General features: G+C 62.4%; 15 protein-coding genes. 9 read left to right on the forward strand and 6 right to left on the reverse strand.

Features of this window, described 5'->3' with window-relative positions:
• Window positions 1–75 precede the first annotated feature (75 nt).
• The 4 genes from AN476_RS06255 (at window position 76) to polA (ending at window position 4,430) form a co-directional block, all read left to right on the forward strand.
• Entirely contained in the window at window positions 76–258 is a 183-nt protein-coding gene (locus AN476_RS06255; RefSeq protein WP_054460123.1) for a zinc-finger domain-containing protein, read from the forward strand.
• A gap of 44 nt (window positions 259–302) precedes the next feature.
• A complete protein-coding gene (locus AN476_RS06260; RefSeq protein ID WP_253279839.1) occupies window positions 303–953 on the forward strand; it encodes a TIGR02117 family protein in 651 nt (216 codons plus the stop codon).
• A 58-nt stretch (window positions 954–1,011) separates the two neighbouring features.
• Window positions 1,012–1,497, forward strand: a complete 486-nt coding sequence (locus AN476_RS06265) for a flavodoxin family protein (protein ID WP_054460125.1) — start codon at window positions 1,012–1,014, stop codon at window positions 1,495–1,497.
• A 125-nt stretch (window positions 1,498–1,622) separates the two neighbouring features.
• Window positions 1,623–4,430 carry a DNA polymerase I gene (polA, locus tag AN476_RS06270; RefSeq protein WP_054460126.1) on the forward strand — a complete coding sequence of 936 codons (2,808 nt, stop codon included), beginning with the start codon at window positions 1,623–1,625 and terminating at the stop codon, window positions 4,428–4,430.
• 412 nt (window positions 4,431–4,842) lie between these two features.
• On the opposite strand, the gene AN476_RS06275 is transcribed toward polA, so the two are convergent.
• The 3 genes from AN476_RS06275 to AN476_RS06285 form a co-directional block, all read right to left on the reverse strand.
• Window positions 4,843–5,079: a DUF2798 domain-containing protein gene (locus AN476_RS06275; protein WP_054460127.1), complete on the reverse strand. Its 237-nt coding sequence runs from the start codon at window positions 5,077–5,079 to the stop codon at window positions 4,843–4,845.
• Window positions 5,080–5,223: 144 nt separating this feature from the next.
• Window positions 5,224–5,973 (reverse strand): hydroxypyruvate isomerase family protein, encoded by a 750-nt coding sequence (locus AN476_RS06280; RefSeq protein ID WP_054460128.1) that lies wholly within the window; start codon window positions 5,971–5,973, stop codon window positions 5,224–5,226.
• Between the two features lie 131 nt (window positions 5,974–6,104).
• Window positions 6,105–6,692 carry a DUF1285 domain-containing protein gene (locus AN476_RS06285; protein ID WP_054460129.1) on the reverse strand — a complete coding sequence of 196 codons (588 nt, stop codon included), beginning with the start codon at window positions 6,690–6,692 and terminating at the stop codon, window positions 6,105–6,107.
• A gap of 64 nt (window positions 6,693–6,756) precedes the next feature.
• Between AN476_RS06285 and AN476_RS06290 the strand changes: the two genes are divergently transcribed.
• From AN476_RS06290 to AN476_RS06305, 4 genes are read left to right on the forward strand one after another with little or no spacing between them, the layout of a single operon-like run.
• The gene (locus AN476_RS06290; RefSeq protein ID WP_054460130.1) at window positions 6,757–7,764 is read left to right on the forward strand and encodes a MoxR family ATPase; all 1,008 of its coding nucleotides are present in this window, start codon (window positions 6,757–6,759) and stop codon (window positions 7,762–7,764) included.
• Entirely contained in the window at window positions 7,761–8,687 is a 927-nt protein-coding gene (locus AN476_RS06295) for a DUF58 domain-containing protein (protein ID WP_054460131.1), read from the forward strand. The genes AN476_RS06290 and AN476_RS06295 overlap by 4 nt, the downstream gene beginning before the upstream one ends.
• Window positions 8,684–11,488 carry a DUF4159 domain-containing protein gene (locus AN476_RS06300; RefSeq protein ID WP_054460132.1) on the forward strand — a complete coding sequence of 935 codons (2,805 nt, stop codon included), beginning with the start codon at window positions 8,684–8,686 and terminating at the stop codon, window positions 11,486–11,488. The genes AN476_RS06295 and AN476_RS06300 overlap by 4 nt, the downstream gene beginning before the upstream one ends.
• Window positions 11,489–11,499: 11 nt before the next feature.
• Window positions 11,500–13,557, forward strand: coding sequence for a hypothetical protein (locus AN476_RS06305; RefSeq protein WP_054460133.1), 2,058 nt, complete (start codon window positions 11,500–11,502; stop codon window positions 13,555–13,557).
• A gap of 55 nt (window positions 13,558–13,612) precedes the next feature.
• On the opposite strand, the gene pbpC is transcribed toward AN476_RS06305, so the two are convergent.
• Window positions 13,613–15,688 carry a penicillin-binding protein 1C gene (pbpC, locus tag AN476_RS06310; protein ID WP_172684800.1) on the reverse strand — a complete coding sequence of 692 codons (2,076 nt, stop codon included), beginning with the start codon at window positions 15,686–15,688 and terminating at the stop codon, window positions 13,613–13,615.
• A gap of 11 nt (window positions 15,689–15,699) precedes the next feature.
• Window positions 15,700–21,045: an alpha-2-macroglobulin gene (locus tag AN476_RS06315; RefSeq protein WP_157063689.1), complete on the reverse strand. Its 5,346-nt coding sequence runs from the start codon at window positions 21,043–21,045 to the stop codon at window positions 15,700–15,702.
• 365 nt (window positions 21,046–21,410) lie between these two features.
• Here AN476_RS06315 and AN476_RS06320 point away from each other — a divergent pair, with 365 nt between their 5' ends.
• Window positions 21,411–23,669 carry a response regulator gene (locus tag AN476_RS06320; RefSeq protein ID WP_054460134.1) on the forward strand — a complete coding sequence of 753 codons (2,259 nt, stop codon included), beginning with the start codon at window positions 21,411–21,413 and terminating at the stop codon, window positions 23,667–23,669.
• Between the two features lie 8 nt (window positions 23,670–23,677).
• On the opposite strand, the gene yaaA is transcribed toward AN476_RS06320, so the two are convergent.
• Complete coding sequence (yaaA, locus tag AN476_RS06325) at window positions 23,678–24,448, reverse strand: peroxide stress protein YaaA (RefSeq protein ID WP_054460135.1); 771 nt, start codon at window positions 24,446–24,448, stop codon at window positions 23,678–23,680.
• Window positions 24,449–24,458 lie beyond the last annotated feature (10 nt).

Here is a 24,458-nt window from a genome sequence, read left to right on the forward strand (position 1 = left end):
CTTGCCCCCGGTTTTTGCATCAGACATACATGGTTCACCCATGCGCCTAGCCGAAATTCATAAGGACCGCCAGCGATGACCATTGAAGCGCCCGAAACCAAGATCGTTGAAACCTACCGTGTTGCCTGCGACGGCGGCGAAGGCGCGCTGGGTCACCCCCGGGTTTACCTGCAGATCCCCGAAGCAGACGGCTTTGTCGAATGCCCCTATTGCGACTGCAAATACATCCACAAAGATCACGTAGAGGCCGCCGCCTGACGCGCCGATAGATCTGGACCCGCAGCCTGGCACAGATCCAGTCTGTGCCAGCTTTTCTGCTTCTGGCCTATGGCCTTGCTGCCCTGCTGGGCGCGATGACCCCTTCGGGCGCTGCCAAGTCTGCCACGGGCCCGCGCAGCCATCAGGTGCTCTTGGTCGCCGGCCCGATCCACTATGATTTTCTGATCCCCCTGGATCCGCAAGTGCGCAGGCAGTTTGGCTTTCTTGCCGCTTCGGGGCTGGCAATCACAGATCCAGGTTCTGAATGGCTGGTGATCGGCTGGGGTGCGCGCGAGTTCTATACCACGATTGGCGACTACAGGGACATTGAGCTGTCAGCCATCGTCAAAGGTGCGCTCGGTGATCGTTCCGTGCTGCGCGTCGATGTGCTGGGGGCACTGCCGCCGCTGCCAGATATGCCAAGGGTAGGGTTTACGGATACCGAGTTTGACGCCCTGCTGAGCGCCATAGCCAGTAGTTTCGAAGCAGGCCCGGCGCAACAGGTCCAACGGCTGCCGCACAGCGGTTTTACCCACAGCGATGCTTTCTTTGCTGCCAAAGGGCGCTTTCACCTGTTTCGCACCTGCAACACCTGGGTCGCGCAGATGGTCCGGGCCTCGGGGCGTCGGTTTGGCGCCTGGACGCCGCTGCCCTATTCTGTGCGCCTGGCGCAGCGCCTTTATCTGAGCGACTAACCTTGTTCTGCTTTGCCTCCACTCTGGCCCCCTGCCCCAATCCGGCTATGCTACCCGCATGAGCCAATTGCTGATCATCTATCATTCCCGCACCGGTGGCGCGCGCCAGATGGCCGAGGCCGCCTATCAGGCGGCACAGCCAGAAGGCCCGACGCGCTTGCTTCAGGCCTCAGAGGCCCAGCCACAGGATCTGCTGGAGGCAGGCGGCTTTATCTTCTGTGCGCCGGAGAATCTCGCCGCCCTCTCGGGTCAGATGAAAGAGTTCTTTGACCGCTGCTACTATCCAGTTCTGGGGCAGATCGAAGGGCGCGCCTATGCGCAGATGATCTGTGCGGGGTCAGATGGGTCAAATGCCGCCCGGCAACTGGCCCGCATTGCCACCGGCTGGCGCCTGAAAGAGGTGCAGCCGCCATTGATCCTATGCACTCATGCCCAGACACCCGAAGCCATCCTGACAGAGAAGCATCTCTCAGCAAAGCAGCTAGAGCCTTGCACCGATTTGGGCCAAGCCATGCAGGCAGGCCTGTCCATGGGAATGTTCTAACAAGGACACCCAGAGCCCCAGTCCCTATCTGTGAAACTGGCCAAAGGGCAATTGCCCTTGCCCGCCAGATCACCGATAACCGGAAAACAGAACACGAACGAAATCCTAAGGGAGCGCGACAGGCCATGAGCGAAACAAAATTCGGTAAGGGCTGCCACCTGCATTTGATTGATGGCTCCGCCTTCATCTTTCGCGCCTATCATGCGCTGCCACCGCTAACGCGGAAATCCGACGGGCTTCCCATTGGCGCTGTTGCCGGGTTCTGCAACATGTTGTTTAAACAGATCGAAGACAACAAGGGTCCCGATGCGCCGACCCATGTGGCGGTGATCTTTGACCATTCCGGCAAGAGCTTTCGCAATGATCTGTACGACCTCTACAAGGCCAATCGCCCCCCTGCCCCCGAAGATCTGCGGCCGCAGTTCCCACTGACCCGTGACGCCACCCGCGCTTTTAACATCGCCTGCAAAGAGGTCGAAGGCTTTGAGGCCGATGACATCATCGCCACCCTCGCCCATCAGGCCCGAGATGCCGGCGGACGCTGCACGATTATCTCGTCCGATAAGGATCTGATGCAGCTGGTTGGCGGCGGCGTTGAAATGCTGGACGCGATGAAGAACAAGCGCATCGACAGCGATGGGGTGCACGATAAATTCGGCGTGGGCCCCGACCGGGTGGTCGATGTGCAGGCCCTGGCCGGCGACAGCGTCGACAATGTGCCAGGCGCGCCTGGTATCGGCATCAAAACCGCTGCTTTGCTGATCAATGAATATGGCTCCCTCGAAGAGCTGTTGGATCGCGCCGAAGAGATCAAACAGCCCAAACGTCGCCAGACGCTGATCGAAAAACGCGACCAGATCGAGATGTCCAAGACATTGGTGCAGCTGGACTGCACAATGGAGTTGGATTTCACCATCGAGGATCTCGAGGTGCAGGACCCGGATCCAGAAACCCTGCTTGGCTTTTTGTCACAGATGGAGTTCCGCACCCTGACCAAGCGAATGGCGGACCAGATGGGGCTGGACGCCCCCGCCATCCCCGAAACCAGTGCCTCGGGCTCTGCCACATCGGCCGAACCAGCTGCGGCTGTGGCCTTTGACGCCGAAAAATATGAATGCGTCAGCGATGCGGCTGCACTGCAGGTCTGGATCGACCGAATTTATGACCGTGGCTATGTTGCCGTGGATACGGAAACCACCGGGCTGGATGCCATGGTGGTGGATCTGGTTGGGGTTTCGCTCTGCGTTGATGCAGGCGAGGCCTGCTATATTCCGCTGACCCACAAGCAAGGCGGTGATGATCTCTTTGGTGGCGAGGGCCTCGCCGAGGGGCAGATGCCACTGGAGCAGGCCCTGACGATGCTGAAGCCAATGCTGGAAGATCCGGCCGTGCTCAAAATCGGCCAGAACATGAAATATGACGCCAAGATCCTGCATCGTTACGGCATCACCGTTGCGCCGATCGACGACACAATGCTGATGTCTTATGCGCTGCACGCGGGCGAGCATAACCACGGCATGGATATCCTGTCGGAGCGCTATCTCGATCATAAACCGATCCCAATCAAACCTCTGCTCGGCACCGGCAAATCCGCCATCACCTTTGACCGGGTGCCCATTGCCGACGCGGTGCCCTATGCCGCAGAGGATGCCGATATCACCCTGCGCCTTTGGCAACACTTCAAGCCCGAACTGCATCAGCGGCAGGTAACAGTGGTCTATGAAACCCTAGAGCGCCCGCTGGTCCCCGTGCTGGCTGAGATGGAACGCAATGGCATCAAGGTGGATCGCGACACCCTGAGCCGCATGTCCAATGCCTTTGCCCAGAAGATGGCCGGACTGGAGGATGAAATCCACGAGCTGGCCGGTCAGCCCTTCAATGTCGGCTCGCCGAAACAGCTTGGCGAAATCCTGTTTGATAAGCTTGAGCTGCCCGGCGGCAAAAAGGGCAAGACCGGCGCCTATGCAACCGGTGCAGATATCCTCGAGGATCTGGCCACCGAACACGCCCTGCCCGCCCTGGTGCTGGACTGGCGGCAACTGAGCAAACTGAAATCCACCTACACGGATGCGCTGCAGGACCATATCAATCCAGACACCGGTCGGGTACATACCTCCTATATTCAGACCGGGGCCAATACCGGCCGCATGGCCTCCTCTGATCCCAACCTGCAGAACATTCCCGTGCGCTCCGAGGAAGGTCGCCGTATCCGTGAGGCCTTTGTGGCGGAAGAGGGCAATGTGCTGCTGTCGCTCGACTACAGCCAGATCGAGCTACGGATCCTTGCCCATGTGGCCGGGATCGACGCGCTGAAAGCCGCCTTTGCCGCCGGCCAGGACATTCACGCCATGACAGCTTCGGAAATGTTCGATGTTCCGATGGAAGAGATGACAGCAGATATCCGGCGCCAGGCCAAGGCGATCAACTTTGGCGTCATCTATGGTATCTCTGGCTTTGGTCTGGCCCGCAATCTGCGCATCCCCCGGGCCGAGGCCCAGGGGTTTATCGACCGCTACTTTGAGCGCTTCCCCGGCATTCGCAGCTATATGGACCGGACCGTGGAATTTGCCAAGGAACACGGCTACGTGCAGACCCTATTTGGCCGCAAGATCCACACGCCAGAGATCGCCGCCAAAGGCCCACGCGCGGGCTTTGCCAAACGCGCTGCCATCAATGCGCCGATCCAGGGCACGGCCGCCGATGTGATCCGCCGCGCCATGGTACAAATGCCGCCCGCCATCGCCCATCTGCCCGCGCGAATGCTGCTGCAGGTCCATGATGAACTGCTGTTTGAAGTGCCGGAAGCCGCAGTGGAAGAGACCATTGAGACCGCGCGCCGGGTCATGGAAAACGCCGCCGATCCCGCCCTGCATCTGGATGTGAAGCTCAGCGTTGATGCCGGCAGGGGCAAAAACTGGGCCCAAGCGCATTAAATTCCTGTTGCAGAGGGGGGCTCCCGCCCGTCTCGGAACAATCAAAGATTGATCCTCCCCCGTTGGGCCTAGCGCCGCGCCGACGCGCGACGCGGCAGCGCCAATATGCAACCCATTTCCTATTGGGGCGGCCCTGTGGGGCCGATTCGGGTCAAGGGCGGCAAAGCCGCCGCGCCCTGCGCGGCTTGCCCTTGAGGCGAATCGGTCCCTTGTTACGCTCGCATTGGTGCTTCAGGGCAGACCTGCCCCTGAAGCGCTTCTCAGCAGCCCTTTTTGCGCCGCGCGTCAGCGCGGCGCCACCCCCAACAACGAAGGGACATCCTTTGGGATGTTCCGGAATTGGCGGGAGCGCTAGCCCCCCCCGCAAAAAAACACTGCATAAAAGGAGGGCGCCCTGGCCGGTGCTCCTGCCTCAGTCCTGATGCGGAGGTTTCACCCAAGAGGCCACCAGACCTCGGACAACCGGTCCAGCAATCAACACGACAACAAAGGCAATCGGCCAACCAAAAAACCAGGCGTTCAGCCAGGTCGAAACCACCTGCCCACTGAACCCAACCGTTTTGATCGACGCAACCAAGGTCACGATACAGGACATCAGCCCCGACAGGATCAATCCAACAAGGGCGGGGGCAAAACGAGCAGGGATCATGGCAGGCGCCCTTTGGCTGGTGCAGGGAGTGTTGGGCTAGGCATCAGGCCTGTGTCTTTGCGCAAAATACATTCCAGTAAAAAGATGTAAAGGGTTCAAATCGACATCCGCCCACCGCTGCCCCATAAGCTCCGGCAGCGAGGTCTACATCCAGCCGAGGCTATCCTCGGTGCACAGGGTAGAGGGCGTATATTCGGCGCTCACCCAGCCCTCATACCCACTGTCATCAATAGCACGAAACAGCGAGTCAAAATCCACCGGCCCGGTACCGGGTTCGCAGCGACTGGGTGCCGCGCCGATCTGCACATGCACGGCCTGTTTGCCAAAACTCTCCCAGACCTTGGCGGCATCGCCGTGGATCATCTGCGCATGATAGGCATCATACTGCAGCCCCACATTGGGCCGGTTCACCGCCTCCAGAACTTCGGCCGCCAGATTGTAGTCATCCAGAAAATAGCCCGGCTGATCACCGGCATTCAACGGCTCGATGGTAAAGCGTTGCTGAGGCGCAAAATCCGCAGCCCAGCGCAGGTTGGTAATAAAGGTATCGCGGGCTTCATCGCCCTTGGCATAGCCCGCCATGACGTGGATCAGCCCAACATTGAGCATCTCGCCATAGCGCAGCACCCGACGGATATCGCGTTGGAACCGATCCACCCCACCTGGTAGCGCCGCATAGCCCGGCTCTCCGCCGGTATAATTCGGTGGCGGCGCGTTGATCAGCAAAAGCTCGAGCCCATTGGCCAGCAAGGCCCGCTGGGTCTCCTTGGCCGCAAAATCATAGGGGGACAGGATTTCCACCGCTGTGAAGCCCGCATTGGCTGCCGCCGCAAATCGGTCCAGATAGGGCAGCTCGGCAAAGAGCATTGAGATATTTGCCGCAAATCGAGGCATGTCAGAGATCTCCTGTCCGTGGTCGCCAATGGTCTAACGCTATCGCGGCCACGCCGCCAAGCAGAGAAAGCAAAGCATTTTGCCTAACCCCAGGCAAAGCCGGCAAACGCACGTCAAAACAACTGCGCCCTCTAGGGCAGTTCATCAGAAGGGATCACCGGAAAGAACGCCCCCCCGGACCAGAGCCCAAACCAATCCTCATGATGACAGCCCAGCTCCACCAGGCGGTAGAAGCTCTTGCGATCAATCAACGCCTCCAGATCACTGCGCACCAGCACATAGGGGGAAGGTTCGCCGGTCTCGGCGTCGCGTTCGACCCGAATCGGATGCTCCGGCCCCGCCAGCATCTGATCGCCCACATGGGTGGTAAACTGCAGCTGCTGTGCTTCGCCGGCGCCATTGGCTTCAAAATCCACCGCTACAAAGGGAGCATCGTCTACGGTGATGCCAACTTTTTCGACCGGGGTGACCAGGAAGTATTTGCCCTCTTCCCGCTTCAGGATCGAAGAAAACAACTTAACCAGTTCAAAGCGCCCGATCGGCGTTCCGAGGTAAAACCAGGTGCCGTCCCGGGCAATCCGCATGTCCAGGTCACCGCAAAAGGGCGGGTTCCACAGATGCACCGGCGGCAATCCGCCCCGCGCTCCAGCCTTAGCCGCTGCCTGGATCGAGGCCGCCAGCCCATCTGCCGATGGTGTCACAGCTTTTTGTCCACTCATTGCTTTTGCCATTTCCCTCAACCGCGATACAGTAAGACCATATATCCGCCGCGAAAGGAATGTCATGTCCGAACCCGACGATCTGCTGGTCAGTATTGAGCTGCTGGAACACAAGCTGCAACTGGCACGGGATTCGATCACCCGCCGTTTCATCGGCCAGGAGAGGGTCGTGGACCTGACGCTGGCCACCCTGCTCTGTGGCGGCCATGGTCTTCTGGTCGGGCTACCAGGGCTGGGCAAAACCCGCCTGGTGGAAACCCTGTCGACCGTCATGGGGCTGGACGGCAAACGGGTGCAATTCACCCCGGATCTGATGCCGGCTGATATCCTCGGCTCTGAGGTGCTGGATACCAAGACGGACGGCAGCCGCGCCTTTCGCTTTGTGCCCGGGCCGGTGTTCTGCCAGCTTTTGATGGCGGATGAGATCAACCGCGCCAGCCCGCGCACCCAGTCCGCCCTTTTGCAAGCGATGCAGGAACGTCAGGTCACGGTTGCAGGTGACAACCGCCCATTGGGTCCGCCCTTTCACGTGCTGGCGACCCAAAACCCCATCGAACAAGAGGGCACCTACCCCCTGCCCGAAGCACAGTTAGACCGCTTCCTGTTCCAGATTGATGTGCCCTATCCCACCCGCGAGACCGAGCGTGAAATCCTGCTGACGACCACCGGCATCGAAGAGGGTGCGGCTCATCAGGTCTTTGCGCCGGAGGAGCTTATTGCCGCGCAGGACTTGCTGCGGCGCATGCCAGTGGGCGAATCAGTGGTAGAGATGATCCTCGATCTGGTGCGCGCCTTCCGCCCGGACGAACCCGGTGTATCTGAACGGGTGGCGCAGACCGTTGCCTGGGGTCCCGGTCCCCGTGCAGCGCAGGCTCTGATGTTGGCGGTGCGCGCCCGCGCCCTGTTGCAAAGCCGCCTGGCTCCCAATGCCGAAGACGTGCTGGATATGGCGCTGCCGGTGCTGAGCCACCGCATGCAACTGAGCTTTGCCGCGCGGGCCCGCGGCGATAGCCTCAGTGATCTGATCACCCAGACCGCCGATGAACTGGCCCAGGCCCGGGTCGCCGCATGAGCCCGCCCGCCGCGCGCAGATCTTCCGCTCAGCAGCCTGTCGCTCCCTCCGGCAAAGCGGTGCATCTGCGCGCCGATGCCGAAGCCGCCGCAGGTGCGTTGCCGCCACTTCTGGTGCAGGCGCAACAACTGGCCGGCTCCATGCTGAGCGGCGATCACGGGCGGCGACGGGCGGGTCTTGGCGATGATTTCTGGCAATACCGCCCCCTGCAACAGGGCGACAGCCGCCGGATGATAGATCACCGCCGCTCGGCCCGGGGCGATCAGCAGTTTGTTCGCGAACGCGAGCTGCAGATTGCCCAGACTGTGCATCTCTGGGTCGATCAGGGCGCCTCCATGCGCTTTGCCTCGACCGCCGAATTGCCGCGCAAAATTGATCGCGCCCGCCTGATAGGTTTGGCCCTGTCGATCCTGATGCTGCGCGGCGGCGAACGTGTCGGCCTGACGGGGGGCAGCCTGCCACCGCGCCGGGGCAATCTGCAGATCCTGCATCTTGCCGACGCGCTACGCGCAGATAACACCCTGGACTATGCCCCTCCAGAGGACCGCGCCATGGCGCCCCATGCCCGCGCCCTGTTCATTTCCGATTTCCTCGGCCCTTTTGCGCCGCTGGAACGCGCCCTGTCGAAAGCCGCTGATCGCGGCGTCCATGGTGTTTTGCTGCAGGTTCTGGACCCGGCCGAGGAGCGTTTTCCCTTTGCCGGTCGCACCCGTTTTGAAAGCGTTGGTGGCGGGCTCTCGCATGAGACGCTAAAAGCGGCAGCCCTGCGCGACCAATATCTGGAGCGGCTGGCGGAACGGCGGGACGCGCTGGATCGCCTGTGCCGCGCGGCGGGATGGCGCATCGGTCAGCATCACAGCGATGAGACCGCGCTGTCGGCCTTAATGTGGCTCTATCACGCGATGGATCGGGGTCAGATATGACAATCATTGGTGGCCTTGGTTTCACCGCGCCCTGGCTCTTGCTGGGGTTATTGGTACTGCCACTTTTGTGGATTTTGCTGCGCGCTGTGCCCCCGGCGCCGCGCAAACAGGTCTTTCCCGCCGTCACCCTGTTGCTGGGCCTTTCGGATAAAGACAGCCAATCCGACCGCACCCCCTGGTGGCTCTTGCTGTTGCGGCTCTTGGCGGTGGCGGCGGCTATCCTGGGCTTTGCCGGGCCGGTGCTGAACCCCAATCAAAAGGAAGGCGGCTCCGGTCCGCTGGTTCTGGTGCTGGATGGCAGCTGGGCCGGCGCCAATGGATGGCAGGAAACAGTTCAGCAGATCGGCAGCCGTCTGGACGAAGCCGGTCGGGCCAACCGTCCGGTGGCGCTGCTGCAACTCACCGCACCGCAAGCGCTGCAGTTTCAGGCCGCCAGCACTTGGCAACAACAGTTGCCTGGCCTGCAGCCGCACCCCTGGCAGCCCGCTGCCAAACAGTTAGACACGGCTCTGACCCATATTGCCGCCAGCAGCGACAGTTTTGAGACGCTCTGGTTTAGCGATGGGCTGGCCTATGACGGCCAACACGACCTCACCCAAGCGCTCCAGACCCGGGGGGATGTCACGGTCATCTCACCTGGTCTGCCGGTTCTGGGGCTCCTGCCACCGGTGAACAAGGACGGCGCGCTGGAACTCACCCTGTTGCGCAGCCATCCCGAGGGCGCGGCTTTGGGGCCGCGATCCGTCCAGGTACTGGCCCGCGGGCGGGACCCCGGCGGCACCCACCGCACTCTGGCGCAGGTCACGGCGCAATTCGGAACCAACGCGACCGAGACCAGCCTGCAGCTCTCCCTGCCTGCCGAACTTCGAGCCAGGATCGAGCGGTTTGAACTGCCCGATCAGCGTTCGGCCGGGGCCGTCGCCCTGGGTGATGACAGCCTGCGCCAGCGCGAGGTGGCGTTGATTTCATCAGGCGCCCCGGATGAGGGGCTGGCGCTGCTGTCACCGCTGCATTACCTGCGCCAGGCGCTGAAACCCACGGCTGCACTGATCGAAGGCAGCCTGGGCGATATTCTGCCCGCCAATCCGGATGTCATTGTTCTGGCCGATGTCGCCAGGCTGGCCCCGGATCTGCAAACCGCGCTTGCGGCTTGGGTCGAAGAAGGGGGCCTGCTCTTGCGCTTTGCCGGGCCGCGTCTGGCCGCCAGCGATACCGCACGGGACAGCGAAGAAGTGCTGATGCCCGTCCGCCTGCGCATTGGTGGCCGCAGCATCGGCGGCGCCATGAGCTGGGGAGAGCCCAAAACCCTCGCCCCCTTTGCCGCAGGCTCGCCCTTCTTTGGTCTGCCGATCCCGGAGGAGGTCTCGGTCTCGTCGCAGGTGGTGGCCCAGCCCGACCCCAGCTTGGCCTCTCGTGTTATTGCTGCACTGGAAGATGGCACGCCTTTGGTCACCCGCAAGGCATTGGGACAGGGGCAGGTTGTGCTATTTCATGTCACCGCCAATGCGGAATGGAGCAGCCTGCCGCTTTCCGGGCTGTTTGTGCGTATGTTGGAGCGGCTCGCCGTATCCACCACCACAAAACCACCGCAGGCCAAAAGCCTCGAAGGCACCACTTGGCGGCCAATCACGGTGCTGGACGGCTTTGGCCGCAGCACTGAGGCCTCGGCCCTGCCAGGTGTCTCCGGACCCGATCTGGTTGACCAGCCCGCCGGCCCGATGCTGCGCCCTGGCCTCTATCAAAGCGACAACCGCAGCCTGTCGCGCAATACGCTGAAGTCGGGCGATCAGCTGACAGCTGCCACCTGGGGGGCGGATATTACCCTGATCGGCTATAACAAGAGCTCCGAACAGGCGCTGGCCGGGCTTTTGCTCGGCGTTGCGCTGGTCCTGCTGAGCCTGGATGTGCTGGCAACCTTGCTGATCTCTGGCCTGCTGCGACGCGGCCCCGGCCTGGCCCTGCTGGCCCTTGGCCTGGGATCGGCGCTTGGGCTGGCGACATTGCCTGGGGCCCTGCAGGCGCAATCATCCGCGCCAGCAGAGGCCAGTGCGGAACATGTGCTGCGGGCGGGCGAGTTGACCCTGGCGCATGTTCTCACGGGCGACGCCAAGACTGACCGGATTGCCCTGGCCGGGTTGCAGGGGCTGTCGGATACGCTGTATTTTCGCACCTCTGTCGAGCCCTCAACCCCGGCCAGCATTGATCTGGAACGTGATGATCTGGCGCTCTACCCCCTGCTTTACTGGCCAGTCACCGCAGGGCAACAGCTGCCCTCTCCCCAGGCCTATGAACGGCTGAACGCCTATCTTGGCTCCGGGGGCATGATCCTCTTTGACACCCGCGATGCCGGGCACGCCGCCAGCGGCAGTGCCAGCCCGGCAGCCCGGCGTTTGCAGCAACTGGCGCTGCCGTTGGACATCCCGCCGCTGGAGCCCCTGCCCAGCGATCATGTGCTCACCCGTTCCTTTTATCTGTTGCAGGATTTTCCAGGCCGACACCCGCGTGGCGCGCTCTGGGTTGAAGCCGCCCCGGCCGACGCCGAACAGGTGGAGGGCATCCCCTTCCGAGACCTCAATGACGGGGTGACACCCGTGGTGATCGGCGGCAATGACTGGGCCTCCGCCTGGGCCGTGGATGCCAATGGTCGGCCGATGCTGCCGGTCGGGCGCGGCTATGCAGGGGAGCGTCAGCGGGAGCTTTCCTATCGCTTCGGCGTCAACCTGGTGATGCATGTGCTCACCGGAAACTATAAATCCGATCAGGTCCATGTGCCGGCCCTGCTGGAACGATTGGGACAATAGGGGCGGATGCAATGACACAGAGTATTCTCTTTGATCCGCTGTTGCCCTGGCCTCTGCTGGCCGGATTGGCACTGCTGGTGCTGGCCAGCCTGGGACTGGGGCTGTGGCGCGGATTGCCGGGGTGGGGTCTGCGGGGGCTGGGCGCACTTTGCTTGCTTGCAGCGCTAAGCGGCCCGCTGCGTCAGAGCGAAGACCGCGCGCCGCTCAACGATATCGTCCTAGTGGCGGTGGACAATACCGCCAGCCAGCACCTGTCGGATCGCCAGGCCCAGGTGGCTGAGGCCCGCGCCGGGCTGGAACGTCAGCTGTATTCCCGTCCCAATACCGAAACCCGCTGGATCACGCTGGAAGATGGCGAAGGCGACAATGGCACGGCCCTGATGCAGGCACTGTCCCAAGCCTTGGCCGACGAGCCGCAGGGACGGGTTGCCGGCATAGTTGCCTTGTCGGATGGTCAGGTACATGATGCCGAACAGGGGGTCGATTTGCCCGCCCCCCTGCATCTGTTGATGACCGGTCGCCAAGGCGATTGGGACCGGCGTCTGATCCTGCAGAACGCCCCGGCCTTTGCCATCATTGGCGAGCCTATTACCCTTACCTTGCGGATCGAAGATCAGGGGGCCGCTCCGGCGGATCAAACCCAGGCCCCGCTGGAGATCTCTATTGATGGCGGTGCGCCCCAGCGTTTCAACCTGCCGCTGGGCGTGGACTTTGACCTGCCACTCACCCTGCCGCACGGCGGCCGCAACGTGATCCGCTTTGCCACACCCGAAATCGACGGCGAGCTCACAGATCGCAACAATGCCGCCCTGGTGCAGATCAATGGCGTGCGAGATCGGCTGCGGGTACTCCTGGTCTCGGGGGAGCCCCATGCTGGCGGGCGCACCTGGCGCAATCTTTTGAAATCCGACAGCTCGGTTGACCTGGTGCATTTCACCATCCTGCGGCCGCCGGAAAAGCAGGACGGGGTGCCGGTGGATGAGCTGTCGCTCATCGCCTTTCCCACCCGTGAGCTGTTTCTGGAAAAGATCGAGGATTTTGATCTGATCATCTTTGACCGCTACAAACGGCGCGGCATCCTGCCTGCGATCTACCTCGACAATGTGGCCAACTATGTCGAGCAGGGCGGCGCCGTACTGGTGGCAGCGGGGCCGGATTTTGCCAGCGCCGATTCCATCTATCGCTCGCCCCTGGCGCGGGTGCTGCCTGCCAGCCCCACTGCTCGGGTGCTGGAAGAGCCCTATCGCCCCACCGTGACCGAGCTGGGCCTGCGCCATCCGGTGACCGCCGGACTGAACCCGCAGGACCATGAGGAGACGCCGCAATGGGGCAGTTGGCTGCGCCAGATCGAGTTGAGCGCGGCCCAGGGCCATGTTCTGATGGAGGGGGTCGAGACCCGGCCTCTGCTGGTGCTGGACCGGGTGGCAGCCGGACGGGTGGCGCTTTTGGCCTCGGATCACGCCTGGCTTTGGAGCCGGGGGTATCAGGGCGGCGGGCCACAGCTGGAGCTTCTGCGCCGCTTGGCCCATTGGATGATGAAAGAGCCAGAGCTGGAAGAAGAGATGCTCTGGGCCGAGGTCACCGGTCAAACCATGCAGGTTTTTCGCCGCCGGATGAGCGGCACGGCAGGGGAGCTGATGGTGACGGCGCCGGATGGCAGCCAGACCAGCCTGCCGATGCAGGAACGCGCTCCGGGCCTCTGGCAGACAGTCTATACTGGTGCAGAGCCGGGGCTTTACCGCTTGGGAGAAGGTTTGGCAGAGGCGGTTGTTGGTCTAGGCCCCGCTGCGCCGCGCGAGTTTCAACAGACCATCGCCAGTGCAGATCTACTGGCACCGGTGCTGGCGCCGCTGCGCGGTGGAGCCCTGGCGCTGGAGGACGGCTTACCACGCCTGCGCGAGGTCAGCCCCGGCCGCCCCGCCTCGGGACGCGGTTGGATCGGGCTGACGCCCCGCGCCGCCTATGAGACACGATCCGTCTCGCAAACTGCGCTGCTGCCGGCCTGGTTGGGTCTGGTGCTGGCTGCAGGTTTTGTCATTGCTGGCTGGCTGCGCGAAGGCCGTCGCTAAAGGCCAGCTCACCCGCACGTCACTGCCGTTGTGTCTGGAGGCAAATACTGCGCAGCTAGGGATCGGGCCTGTCTATTTCGACTCCGACACTGGCGCTTTGCCCAGCGCTGTCCAGCACCACCAGATTGGCAAAGCCCGGCCCCGGGTTGGGCACCTCAAACTCCCGGCGGCGCTGCCCCTTAGCCAACACCCGGCCATCAGCCAGTAGGGCAAAGGGCGCAGTACCACCGCGCAGCTTCACCACCAGAGGCTCCCCCTGCAGCGCCAAGCCTGCCCCGTCAGGCGGAAACAGAACCTGCGGTGCGCTGGCGCTTTGGGCAAAAACCGCATCGCGCGGGCGGAAACGGCGCAATGGCAGCGGCAATTCTGCCGCGCCAAGGATCAGAGTTGCCGCGGGGGGGGGCGGGGGGGCCGCACCTTCGGGTTTTAGCCGCCCAAAGGCTTCAAACAGCACCGGTGCAGCCAGATCGCCGCCAAAGGCCCCCGGCACCGGCGTGCCATCAGCCCGGCCCAGCCAGACGCCAATCACATGCTGCCCGTCCCAGCCAATCGCCCAGGCATCACGGTGCCCATAGGAAGTCCCGGTCTTATAGGCCAGGACACCTGCCCGCGCTCCGGGAGGCGGCGCCAATCCCCGCAGGATATCCCCCAACTGCCAGGCCGCCACCTCTGACATCATGCGCGGCATCACAGCCGGGCGCGCGGCGACGTCGGCGCGCAGCCGCAGCCCCTGTCCGCCCGCTGCAATCCCGGCATAGATCTGCACCAGATCCTGCAGAGAGGTGCCAATGCCACCCAGGCTGATCGCAAGACCCGGTTTCCCTCCCGGCAGTTGCGGCCTGGCACCGCCGCGCCGCATCGCCGCCAGTAGCTGCGCCGGGCCGATCTCGCGGGTGAGCCGCACCACGGGGATATTCAGCGACAATTGCAGCGCATCGCGCACCCGAAGATCGCCGCGAAATACCCCGTCAAAGTTCTGCGGCGCATAGCCGTCAAACTCCACCGGCCCGTCGTGGATCAGACTTTCGGGGTGGATCAGACCGGCGTCGAACCCCAGCCCGTAGACCAGTGGTTTGAGGGTGGACCCCGGCGATCGCAGGGCCTGTGTCATATCAACAAACCCCTGTCGGGCGCTGTCCTCATAGGCAGGCGAACCAACCGAGGCCAGGATCTCGCCGCTGTGATGATCCACTGCCAATAGCGCAGCCGACACCTTTGGGCCGGCCCCACGGGCAGCCCCGGCGACCAAGGCCTCCATCTTGCCCTGCAGCTCAGCATCCAGTGTCAGCCTTAGGCGCGGCGTGCCGGGCTGCGCCGCCAGCAGACGATCAGACAGATGGGGAGCCAGCCGCGGGAACCCCTGCATAGCGCGCGGCAGGGTGGCATGGCGTGCCACCACAACGTCAGATGCGGTCACCAATTGGGCCTGCTCAAGCCGGGCCAATACCCGCTCCCGTGCCGCGCGCGCCGCAGTCGGCGCCCGGTCCGGACGGCGCCGTTCCGGGGATTGCGGCAGGGCAATCAGCAGCGCGGCCTGTGCAGGCGTCAAGCGCTTGGGCCCCTTGCCAAACCAGGCGTAGCTTGCCGAGCGGATGCCCTCCAGATTGCCGCCATAGGGAGCATGGGTCAGATAAAGCGTCAGGATCTGCTGTTTGGACAGTCGCCGTTCCAGCGCCAGGGCCAGGCGGATCTGGCGCAGCTTGCCCGCCCAGGCGCCCGTGGTGCCATCCTCCAGCAGACGTGCCAGCTGCATGGTCAGCGTCGATCCCCCAGATACAGCACGCCCATTCCACAGTGCCTGCCCCACAGCCCGCAGCATCGCCAGCGGATCCACCCCGGGATGAGAGTAGAACCGCTTGTCCTCATAGGCGAGGAGCATGGCGATAAAGCTGGGGTCCACCTGGTCCAGCTGGGGCGCCATGCGCCAGATGCCATCCTCTACCGGGTAGACCCGTAAAAGCGCCCCGTTGCGATCCAGCACCTCTGTCGAGGTTTCCGCCAGCGTGACCGGCAGAACCGTGCCTTCCACCCATTGATCAAACCGCTGTCCCCCCGCAAGGACGACAGCCAGAAGCAGGGCCAGAGAAAAGCCCCGATGCCACAGGCCCCAGGCCGCTCGGATCTGTAGCATCAAGCGTCGGATCACCGGATCACAACCGAGCCTGCCGCAGTATGGGCCCGGTAGGCGGGGCGGTACATGTCTTCGACCTGCGCGGCCGGGCGATGGAACCTGCCCGGTGTCACAGCGCGGCTGATATAGGCCAGAGTTGCGGGTTTGCGCCCTGACAGATCCACCGCCGCTAGAAAGCGGTCGCTGCGGAACTCAGCATGTTCGGCCTCGCTGGGGTTCAGCCAGGCGAGATCGCGCAGGTCGCCCGAGCGCAGCAGATTGGGATTGTCGATCTCGATCCCTGCGGCCAGCGGATCGTTGATCATCAGCCGCGCCCCTACGGTTTCATGCGGTGTGACGCGCAGCACAGTGACAAACCGATCGCCCACCTTGAAGGCCGCGCCATCCAGCTCCTGCCCCTCCAGCGAAAAATAGCTCCGCTCAATCGTGTAGCCATAGCCGCCTGCTTCGGGGGGCTGTACGGGCACGCCCAGGGTGGTCAGGGTAAGATCCGTCACCGCGCCGCTGGCACTGGTAACCGACATATCCACTGCCCCCTGCCCGTCGTGGATTTGCACAAAGGCCCCCTCCGAGGGCTGGCCATTGATCAACATCCCCGAGACCTCGGGGTTTTTGATCAGCGCATGAGCCGCCAGCAGGGTCCAGGTGGATTCCTGCGTCGACATAGGCCCCGTATCTGAGCTGATCCGGCGGCTCAGGCGCTCGGCGCTAACAGCCTCGGTGCCCGCCTCGGCAACCAGGGTCAGAACCGCCGCTGCGTCTCGACGCCGGGTGCCATAGTCTGCCCGCCAGACCGGGTCTTCCCGATCCGCCTTCTGCAGCAGATCGCCCGCGCGGGCAAACATCCGGTCGGCACGACGCTGATCCCCATAGGCGGCCAGGGCCGCGCCCAGCTGCGCTGCCGCCAGCGGCGTGGCAAAGGCCCCTGCCTTGACATCCGCATAATAGCGCAGATCCCCCATCGAGGCTGCGCCCTCGCGGGCCAGAACCAGCAATGCATAGGCCACATCCTCGCCACCCTCGTCAAAGTCAGAGGCATAGTTCAGCCGGTTGCGCAGATTATCCATGGCCCGCACAAAGGCTGCTTCGGGCACATCATGCCCCTGCCTGCGCGCCCGCGACAGGAAGTCGGACACATAGGCATCCAGCCAGAAATCACCGGTTTCGGCCCGCCAGAGACCAAAGGCCCCATTCCCAGCCTGCCGCGTCAGCACCCGTTGGATCGCTGTTTTTATCCGCGCCCTGACCTCGGGCCCACGCCCCAGTCCCAGCGACTGAGCCACCGAAGACAGGTAGAGCAGCGGCATCGCCTTGGACGTCACCTGTTCGGTGCAACCATAGGGATATTGATCCAGGCTTTCGAGCAAGCCCGGTACGTCGAATTTGGCCAGCGGCCCGGCTGACAGAACCGCCCGGGCAGTGCCCGGCCTGTAACCGGCAAAAACATCCTGCGTCAGCTGAAAGCTGCTGCCCTGGTTCAGCGTAAACCGCCGGGTACTGGCCAGCACCGGATCATTGGCGCGAACCGGCAGCCGCAGGACCTGGCTCAGATGCTTGTCATCCGGGGTGATCAGAGACAGCACCACCTCGGGATCGCCGACCTCTGTCGCCGTTACCGGCAGCTCCAGCACCGCTTTGCCCTGCGGGCCCAGGGTGACCGACCCCGGCAGAGCGCCAAGCGAAAGACCCGAACCCAGGGATTGTGCCAGCAGGGTCATCTCGCCCGTGGGGCCATCGGCATGCACCAATTCGATGCTGATCCGGCTCTGGTCTCCGGGCGCCAGGAACCGCGGCAAGGAGGCGGTGACAACAACCGGATCCCGCACCAGCATATCGGCTTCGGCCTGCCCCACGGCCTCTTTCGACCAGGCCATGGCCATCAGCCGCACAGTGCCATTAAAGGCAGGCAGTTCCATCGGGAAGGCAATGCCCCCATCGGGGCCCACCTGTACCGCGCCCGAGAAAAAGGCCACCAGATCCTGAGTGGGGGGCGGAGATTGCATCTGCAAACCACGATCCGCATCGCCGCCAGAGCGCACCTGCCCCAGAGCGCCATTGCCCGGATCAATCAACCGCCCATAGATATCGCGCAGCTCCATCCCCAGACGCCGCTGACCATGATAGTGACTGCTGGGGTCGGGCGTTTTAAACCCGGTGAGGTTCAGAATGCCCAGGTCCACCGCGGCCAGGGTCAACCAAACCGGCTTGCCCGGTTTGGCGCCTGTGACGGTAATCTGTGCGGTCTCAGTGCTGCGCGGGCGCGCCACCTCGGGCACAGTGATCACCACCTGCAATTCCTGCCCCGGCTGGGTCACTGTGGCATGGGCCAACCCCAAAGCCCGAGTCGGGGTCCGGCTGGTCTTGCCCGTCAACGGCTGCAGCATCATCGCGGTGACATAGGCCCCGCTGCCCCAATCCTGGCTGACCGTCAGCGGCACAACCACCTCACCCGCTTCAACCTCAACCGCGTGACGTTCGATCACCCGGTTAGAGAGCACGGAAATCAACGCCGTTCCGGCGCTTTGCGGCACCAGACGCAGGCGGGCGATCTCACCCGGCTGATAGCTGTCGGCATCGAGCGACATCTCCAACCGGTCCGGGGTGGCCGAAGCATCAGCTGGCGCATACCAGCCCGCATAGAAATCCAATGCCGCCTCGACATAGTCCCCATCCAGGCGCTCGATCACCAGTTCATAGCGGCCCCAGTCCACGGGGGGCGACAGCAGAAAGGGGCTCCCCTCCCCTAGCTGGGCCTCGCCCGTCGCAACGCTGATGCGGCGGGTGCTGCGCTCCCAGTTCCAATCCCCATAGAGCTGATACCAATGATACCGTGTCTCGATCCGGTTCAGGCTCCATTTCACCCGCATGGGCATCGGCTGCTGATCCTCCGACAGGGCCAAGAGTTCGAACCCAGCCTCAGTGCCTTCGGCGACCACCTCCTCAAATAGGGGTTTGATGCCCAGCACCGGGCCGCTTGAGCGCACCGGCAGATCTATGTTCCGCTCGACCGGACGACCAGAGCCATCCGTCAATCTGGTCGTCAATGTGGCCTCAAAGGGCATGCCCGAGGTCTGAACCGCCGGCAATTCCACTGCTACGCGCGCCGCGCCGCTGGCATCTGTACGATCACCGCCAAAGTAATTGCGCTGGCTGTCGCGCGGCGCATCAAAGCGGCCAAAGTGATAGCCCGGCCATTGCTCCAACGTGCTGGTCGGACGCAGGCGCAGATCGCCATCAATGCCAAGATCCGCCCCCGGTGCACCAAAGAGATAGCGCGCAGAGATATCCAGCTGGGCAAATTCTCCAGGGCGCAGATCACCCACATTTTCAATGCTTTGATCAAAGTCGATCCGCTCTGGCATAAAATCTTCGACCAGAATTTGACGGCTGGCCAGCGCAGCTGCTTTGACATCAGTTTTGATCTCAAGTCGCCAGGTGCCGCGTGGAGCTGTACTGCCAACCGGTAGGTCAAAAACATGCCCCCCCACCTTGCCTGCAGCAGAGACATGACGGCTGTACTCCACTCCGTCCGGGCGAGTGAGGATGGCCGTCAGCGGCAGGTCTTCGATCGCCTGAGCGCGGCTGTCGCGGGTTAAGGCCGTGGCATGGATCACCTCTCCGGCGCGATAGGCGCCACGATCCGTGGCTAAAAACACATCCACGGGACCCGGAGAAGGCTGCCCTTCGACCCCGCGGTCCGACAGATCAAAGGCCGCATCCTTGAGCGACAGAAAGGCAAAATCCTCTGCACCATCTGCGCCGATGACCTGCGCCTGGATCATCGCCACCGCAGCCCCGCCGCGGCCCCGGGCCAGCCCCGGTTCAAAATGCGCATAGCCCGTGTCATCGCTCAGCGCCTTGCCCAAAACGGCATTGGCATTGGAGATCAGCGTCACCTCCACCCCGGCGCGCGGCTTGGCGTCAGACAACCCCTGCACCTGCACATGCAACCCATCGCTGCCCGACATGGTGCTAAGGCCGAGATCCGTCAGCACAAACCACTGGGTCGCGCTGGGTTCTTCATAGGGGTCAGCGCCCTTGTAACTGGCAAAGAGCGCATAGATGCCCACCGGCTGACCCGCGATGGCCTCCGCCAGGGGCAGACGCGTGGTCATGTCCTGATTGAGTTCACTTTGCACCGTCGCGGTGCCGCTCCAGACATCTTCGGCAATATCGCTGGCAAAATGTTCCTCCTGCCACTGCGACAGCGGGCGCCCAAAATAGCCATCCTGCATGCTGCGCAACAGATTGCGGTCACTGACCCGGCGCAGTTGCAGCGTGACCTCTGTCAGGTTGACGGTTTCAATGGGCAGCGCCGCCTGATCGGTCTTGGCCAGGACATAGGCCCGCCCCGGAAAACGCAGCGCCGGACTGCGGTCGCTGATATAATGCGTCAGCTCCACATCTTTGATCAGCGCATCCCCATTGCCACCAGGCAGACCGCTGCGCAGCGTCATCCGGTAGCGGCGACCGTGCTCCAGCCCCTCGACGCAGAGCTCGCGATCTTCGGCAATGGCAACGATGCCGGGGGCCGACAGTTTGATGTAATCCTCATAGGTCACACCGCTCAGGAGCAGGGGATCGGAGAACTCAACGCAGAGACGCGGTGTGGCACTGTCGCTGTCCACCCGACTATCGGTGACCCGGAAGCCGTATTTTTCAATGCCGCGCTCCAGCAGCCGAGCGGTATCGCGGCGTGGCGCGATCTCTTCGGCCAGGCGCAGCAACGGCAACATATCCCGGCCCCGGCCCAGCTTTTCCAACGCCTGTGCCGCAGTCACCAATCCATTGACCTGCACCGCCGTCGACGGGGCGCGCAGATAGGCGTTAAGACCCGCAGCCAGCGCCTGTTTTCGGGTTTCGCGTTTGTTGACACCCTTGACTCCGCTATGGCGCAGCAGCACCGCCGAGTATTCGGCCCAAAGCCCGGCTTCATCGCTGAGCGCAACCGCCTGGGCCAACCAGCGCAAAGCCCCTTTGGTATTGCCACCGCGGGCCTGGATTTGCGCGGCCTCCACCATGTCCTCCAGCGCCGCCCCCTGGTTTGGGAACCGGCGTGCCATTTCCTCGGCCGCCCTATAGGCCAGTTTAAAATCCGCCTCCCGCAGGGTGCTCAACCTCTGGGCGCGGGTCTCAGCCTGGGCCAGGAGCGCCGTCGGCTGGGTTTGTTTCAGGGCCGAAATTGCCCCAACAAAGGGCGAAGAGGTCTGCATCTGTTGCTTGGGAAAACAAGCGTTGGAGCGGGTATTGTAGGAAAAGCCGGCACAGGCCTGTTGCGCGCTGCAAGCCGCCTGACAAGAGGCCAGATCCGTATCAAACAGCGCCTGCAGGTCTGAGCCGTAATAGTCGGTGTCCATATGGGCCTGATACCGCAGTGGCGGAATGTAGGGGCCAGCCTGTGCCACAACTGCAAAAAAAGTTGCAAAAACAAGGGGCAGGACAGCTGCAAGCCCCGCAAATCTGCCAGCTGTTTCGGCGCTGCCTGGCGCTCTTCGCAGCAGCCCGGCGATGCTCTGGCAAAGGCGAAGAAGAAAAATCGTGAACCGAACAATAAAACAAACTGGCATAGCGGCCTCCTAAATCGCTCACAGGCTGGCACGCGCTTAACACCATAGCAAGAAGTTCACGCGTAAGACTATGGCTGAGACCTTTGTATCAACGCCCGACGTTCGCCTCATTTATGGGGAAAAACCAATTGTTATAACAGATGGAGCCCGCAGGGATGAGCCTTGCTGACAAAATCGCAGAAGAACGCCGGGCAAGACTGGCGGCAGAGCGGCTGCTTGAACTCAAGCAGGCTGAACTGTCGGCCGCGAATCGTAAACTTGGCCGCCATGCCCTGGCTCTAACCAAACAAATTGGTGTAACTCAGGCCGAAGTGGCGACGGTGCGGGACGAAAACGCCAAGGTAAAATCCGACCTGAGCATGGCCAATGAGAAGATCGAAACCGCCGAGCGGCGGCTTTGGCATTCGATCCAGGCCTTTCAGGACGGCTTTGCCTTCTTTGACGCCGACAGCCAGCTCATCGGAGCCAATACCGCCTATCTCAATATCTTTGACGGCTTGGAAGAGGTCACCCCGGGCATCTCCTATATGCGCATCCTGCAGATCCTGACCGACGAAGGTCTGGTCAATACCGGGGATCTGAGGCCGGACAGCTGGCGCGCAATGATGAGCGAACGCTGGTTGTCGATGTCGCCCGAACCCGTCGTCATCCAATTGTGGGACGATCGCTATCTGCGCCTCATTGACCAACGCGGCCATGGGGGGGACGTGGTGAGCCTGGCCCTCGATATCACCTCGACGGTGAATTACGAGGAAGAACTGCGCGCCGCCCGTGAACGCGCCGAAGCCGCCAACCGTGCAAAATCGGCCTTCCTCGCCAATATGAGCCACGAGATCCGCACTCCGATGAACGGGGTTGTCGGCATGGCCGAGCTGTTGAACGACACCACCCTCAGCGACGAACAAAAGCTTTACGCCAATACCATCAAGAACTCCGGCGAAGCGCTGCTGGTGATCATCAATGACGTGCTCGACTATTCCAAAATCGAAGCCGACAAGCTGGTCTTGCACGAAGAAGTCTTTGACCTAGAGCGCTGCATCCATGAGATCGTCATGCTGCTGCAGCCTACCGCCCGGGACAAAGGCTTGAACATGGTGGTGGACTACGACCTGTTCCTGCCCACCCGTTTTGTCGGCGACCCGGGCCGCATCCGTCAGGTATTGACCAACCTGGCCGGCAATGCAGTGAAATTCACCAGCGAAGGTCATGTGACCCTGCGAGTGACCGGGATCACTGACCCCGAAGAGGGCACCTGCGCCGTCCATTGTATGATCGAAGACACCGGCATTGGCATTCCGGAAGAAAAGATCGACCATGTCTTTGGCGAGTTCAACCAGGTCGAGGATGAGCGCAATCGCAAATTTGAAGGCACCGGTCTGGGGCTGGCGATCTCTCGCCGTCTGATTGAACTGATGGATGGGGAGATCTGGGTCGAAAGCGACGAAGGCGTGGGGTCCTGCTTTGGCTTCCGTATCCCGCTGCCCACAGTTGCCGACAGCACCGCCTTCACGCCCAGGCTTCCCAAAAGCCTGCGTCACATCCTGGTGGCGGATGAATCATCGCTGAACAGTGAAATCATGCAACGTCAGTTGATGTTGTTGGGTGTCGAAACCACGACAGCAGAGAGCGTGCCGGATGCCCTGGGGAAAATGAATGTCGGGGTTGATCTGATCCTCTCCGATCATGCCATTCCCGGCGGTGGCGGTTTGGAACTGGCGCGCCAGCTGCGAAAGGGCAAATGGGCCAACATTCCCATGCTCATGCTCTGTTCCAACCCGCATGAATACTCAGAGGATGAGCTGAAAGATCTCGATGTCGGCCTGCTGCCACGCCCCACTCCGCGGGATGAATTGTTCGCCAAGTTGGAAAGCCTTGGCAATGGGCTGTTGAAAACACCGCCAGAGCAGCCCTCGGCCTCTGAGGCCCCGACACAGACTCTGGAAGAGGCCTATGCCGCAGATAATGCCGCAGCGCCGCCCCTGCCGGATACGGCTACCAATGATCAGCGCCAGATGCGCATTCTGGCGGCAGAAGACAACCGGACCAACCAGCTGGTCTTCCGCAAGATGGTCAAGGATCTCAACATCGAGCTGAAATTTGCCAACAATGGCATCGAAGCGGTGGAGCTCTATCAGTCCTTTGAGCCGGATCTGGTCTTTATGGATATTTCCATGCCGGAAATGGACGGCAAGGAGGCGACGGGCGAGATCCGCAAACTGGAAGCCCTGAGTGGAAAACACGTGCCTATCGTCGCCCTGACCGCCCATGCCATGACAGGCGATTCAGACGGCATCCTGGCCGCAGGCCTCGATCACTACCTGACCAAGCCGCTGCGCAAAGCGGTCATCCTGGAACGCATCCTGCAGCATGTCTCGGACGAGTTTCAGCAGGTCGAGACAACCTCGGCTGCCTAGCGCGGCAATTATCCAGCAGAGTGCCGCAGGAACACAGGCTTCATCGGTTCGGACAGGGTCGGCTGATAGGCATATCCGCCAGTGTCAAATTCCTGCAGCGCCGCCATATCTGAAATCCGGTTCTGGATCACATAGCGCGCCATCGCACCACGGGCGCGTTTGGCATAGAAACTCACCACTTTGGGCGTGCCACCTTTGTCTTCCATAAAGACCGGGGTCACCACTTGCGGTTTCAGCGCCTTCAGGTCGACGGCGCCAAAATACTCCTGGCTGGCGCAGTTCACCAGGACCTGAGCGCCGACCTCTTCGGCCTGAGCATTCAGCGCCTCGGCAATCTGGCTGCCCCAGTATTCATAGAGGTTTTTGCCGCGCGCGTTTTTCAGCCGCGAGCCCATTTCCAGCCGGTAGGGCTGCAGCGCATCCAGCGGGCGCAGCAACCCGTAAAGCCCGGACAGAATGCGAAAATGATCCTGCGCCCAGGCCATTTCCTCAGGCTCCAATGACGCCGCTTCCAGCCCCTGATAGGTGTCGCCCGCAAAGGCCAGCGCGGCGGGACGCAGATCCTCGGTCTTCGGATCCGCCTGGAAATCGCGAAAGCGGTCGTAATTCAGCTTGGCCAGGTCTTCGCTGATATGCATCAGCTTCATCAGCTCCGGCACCGTGAGGTCGCGCGCAACGGCGTTCAATGCGATGGCATCGCTTTGAAAGGCGGGGAAGGTCATCTCCTGATCCCGCTCCGACCAATCCAGCTTTTTGGCCGGGGATACCACTACCAGCATCGCGCGCTCC

Origin of the sequence: Phaeobacter sp. 11ANDIMAR09 (assembly GCF_001294455.1) — a bacterium.
In the GTDB taxonomy this organism is placed as follows: Bacteria; Pseudomonadota; Alphaproteobacteria; order Rhodobacterales; family Rhodobacteraceae; genus Pseudophaeobacter.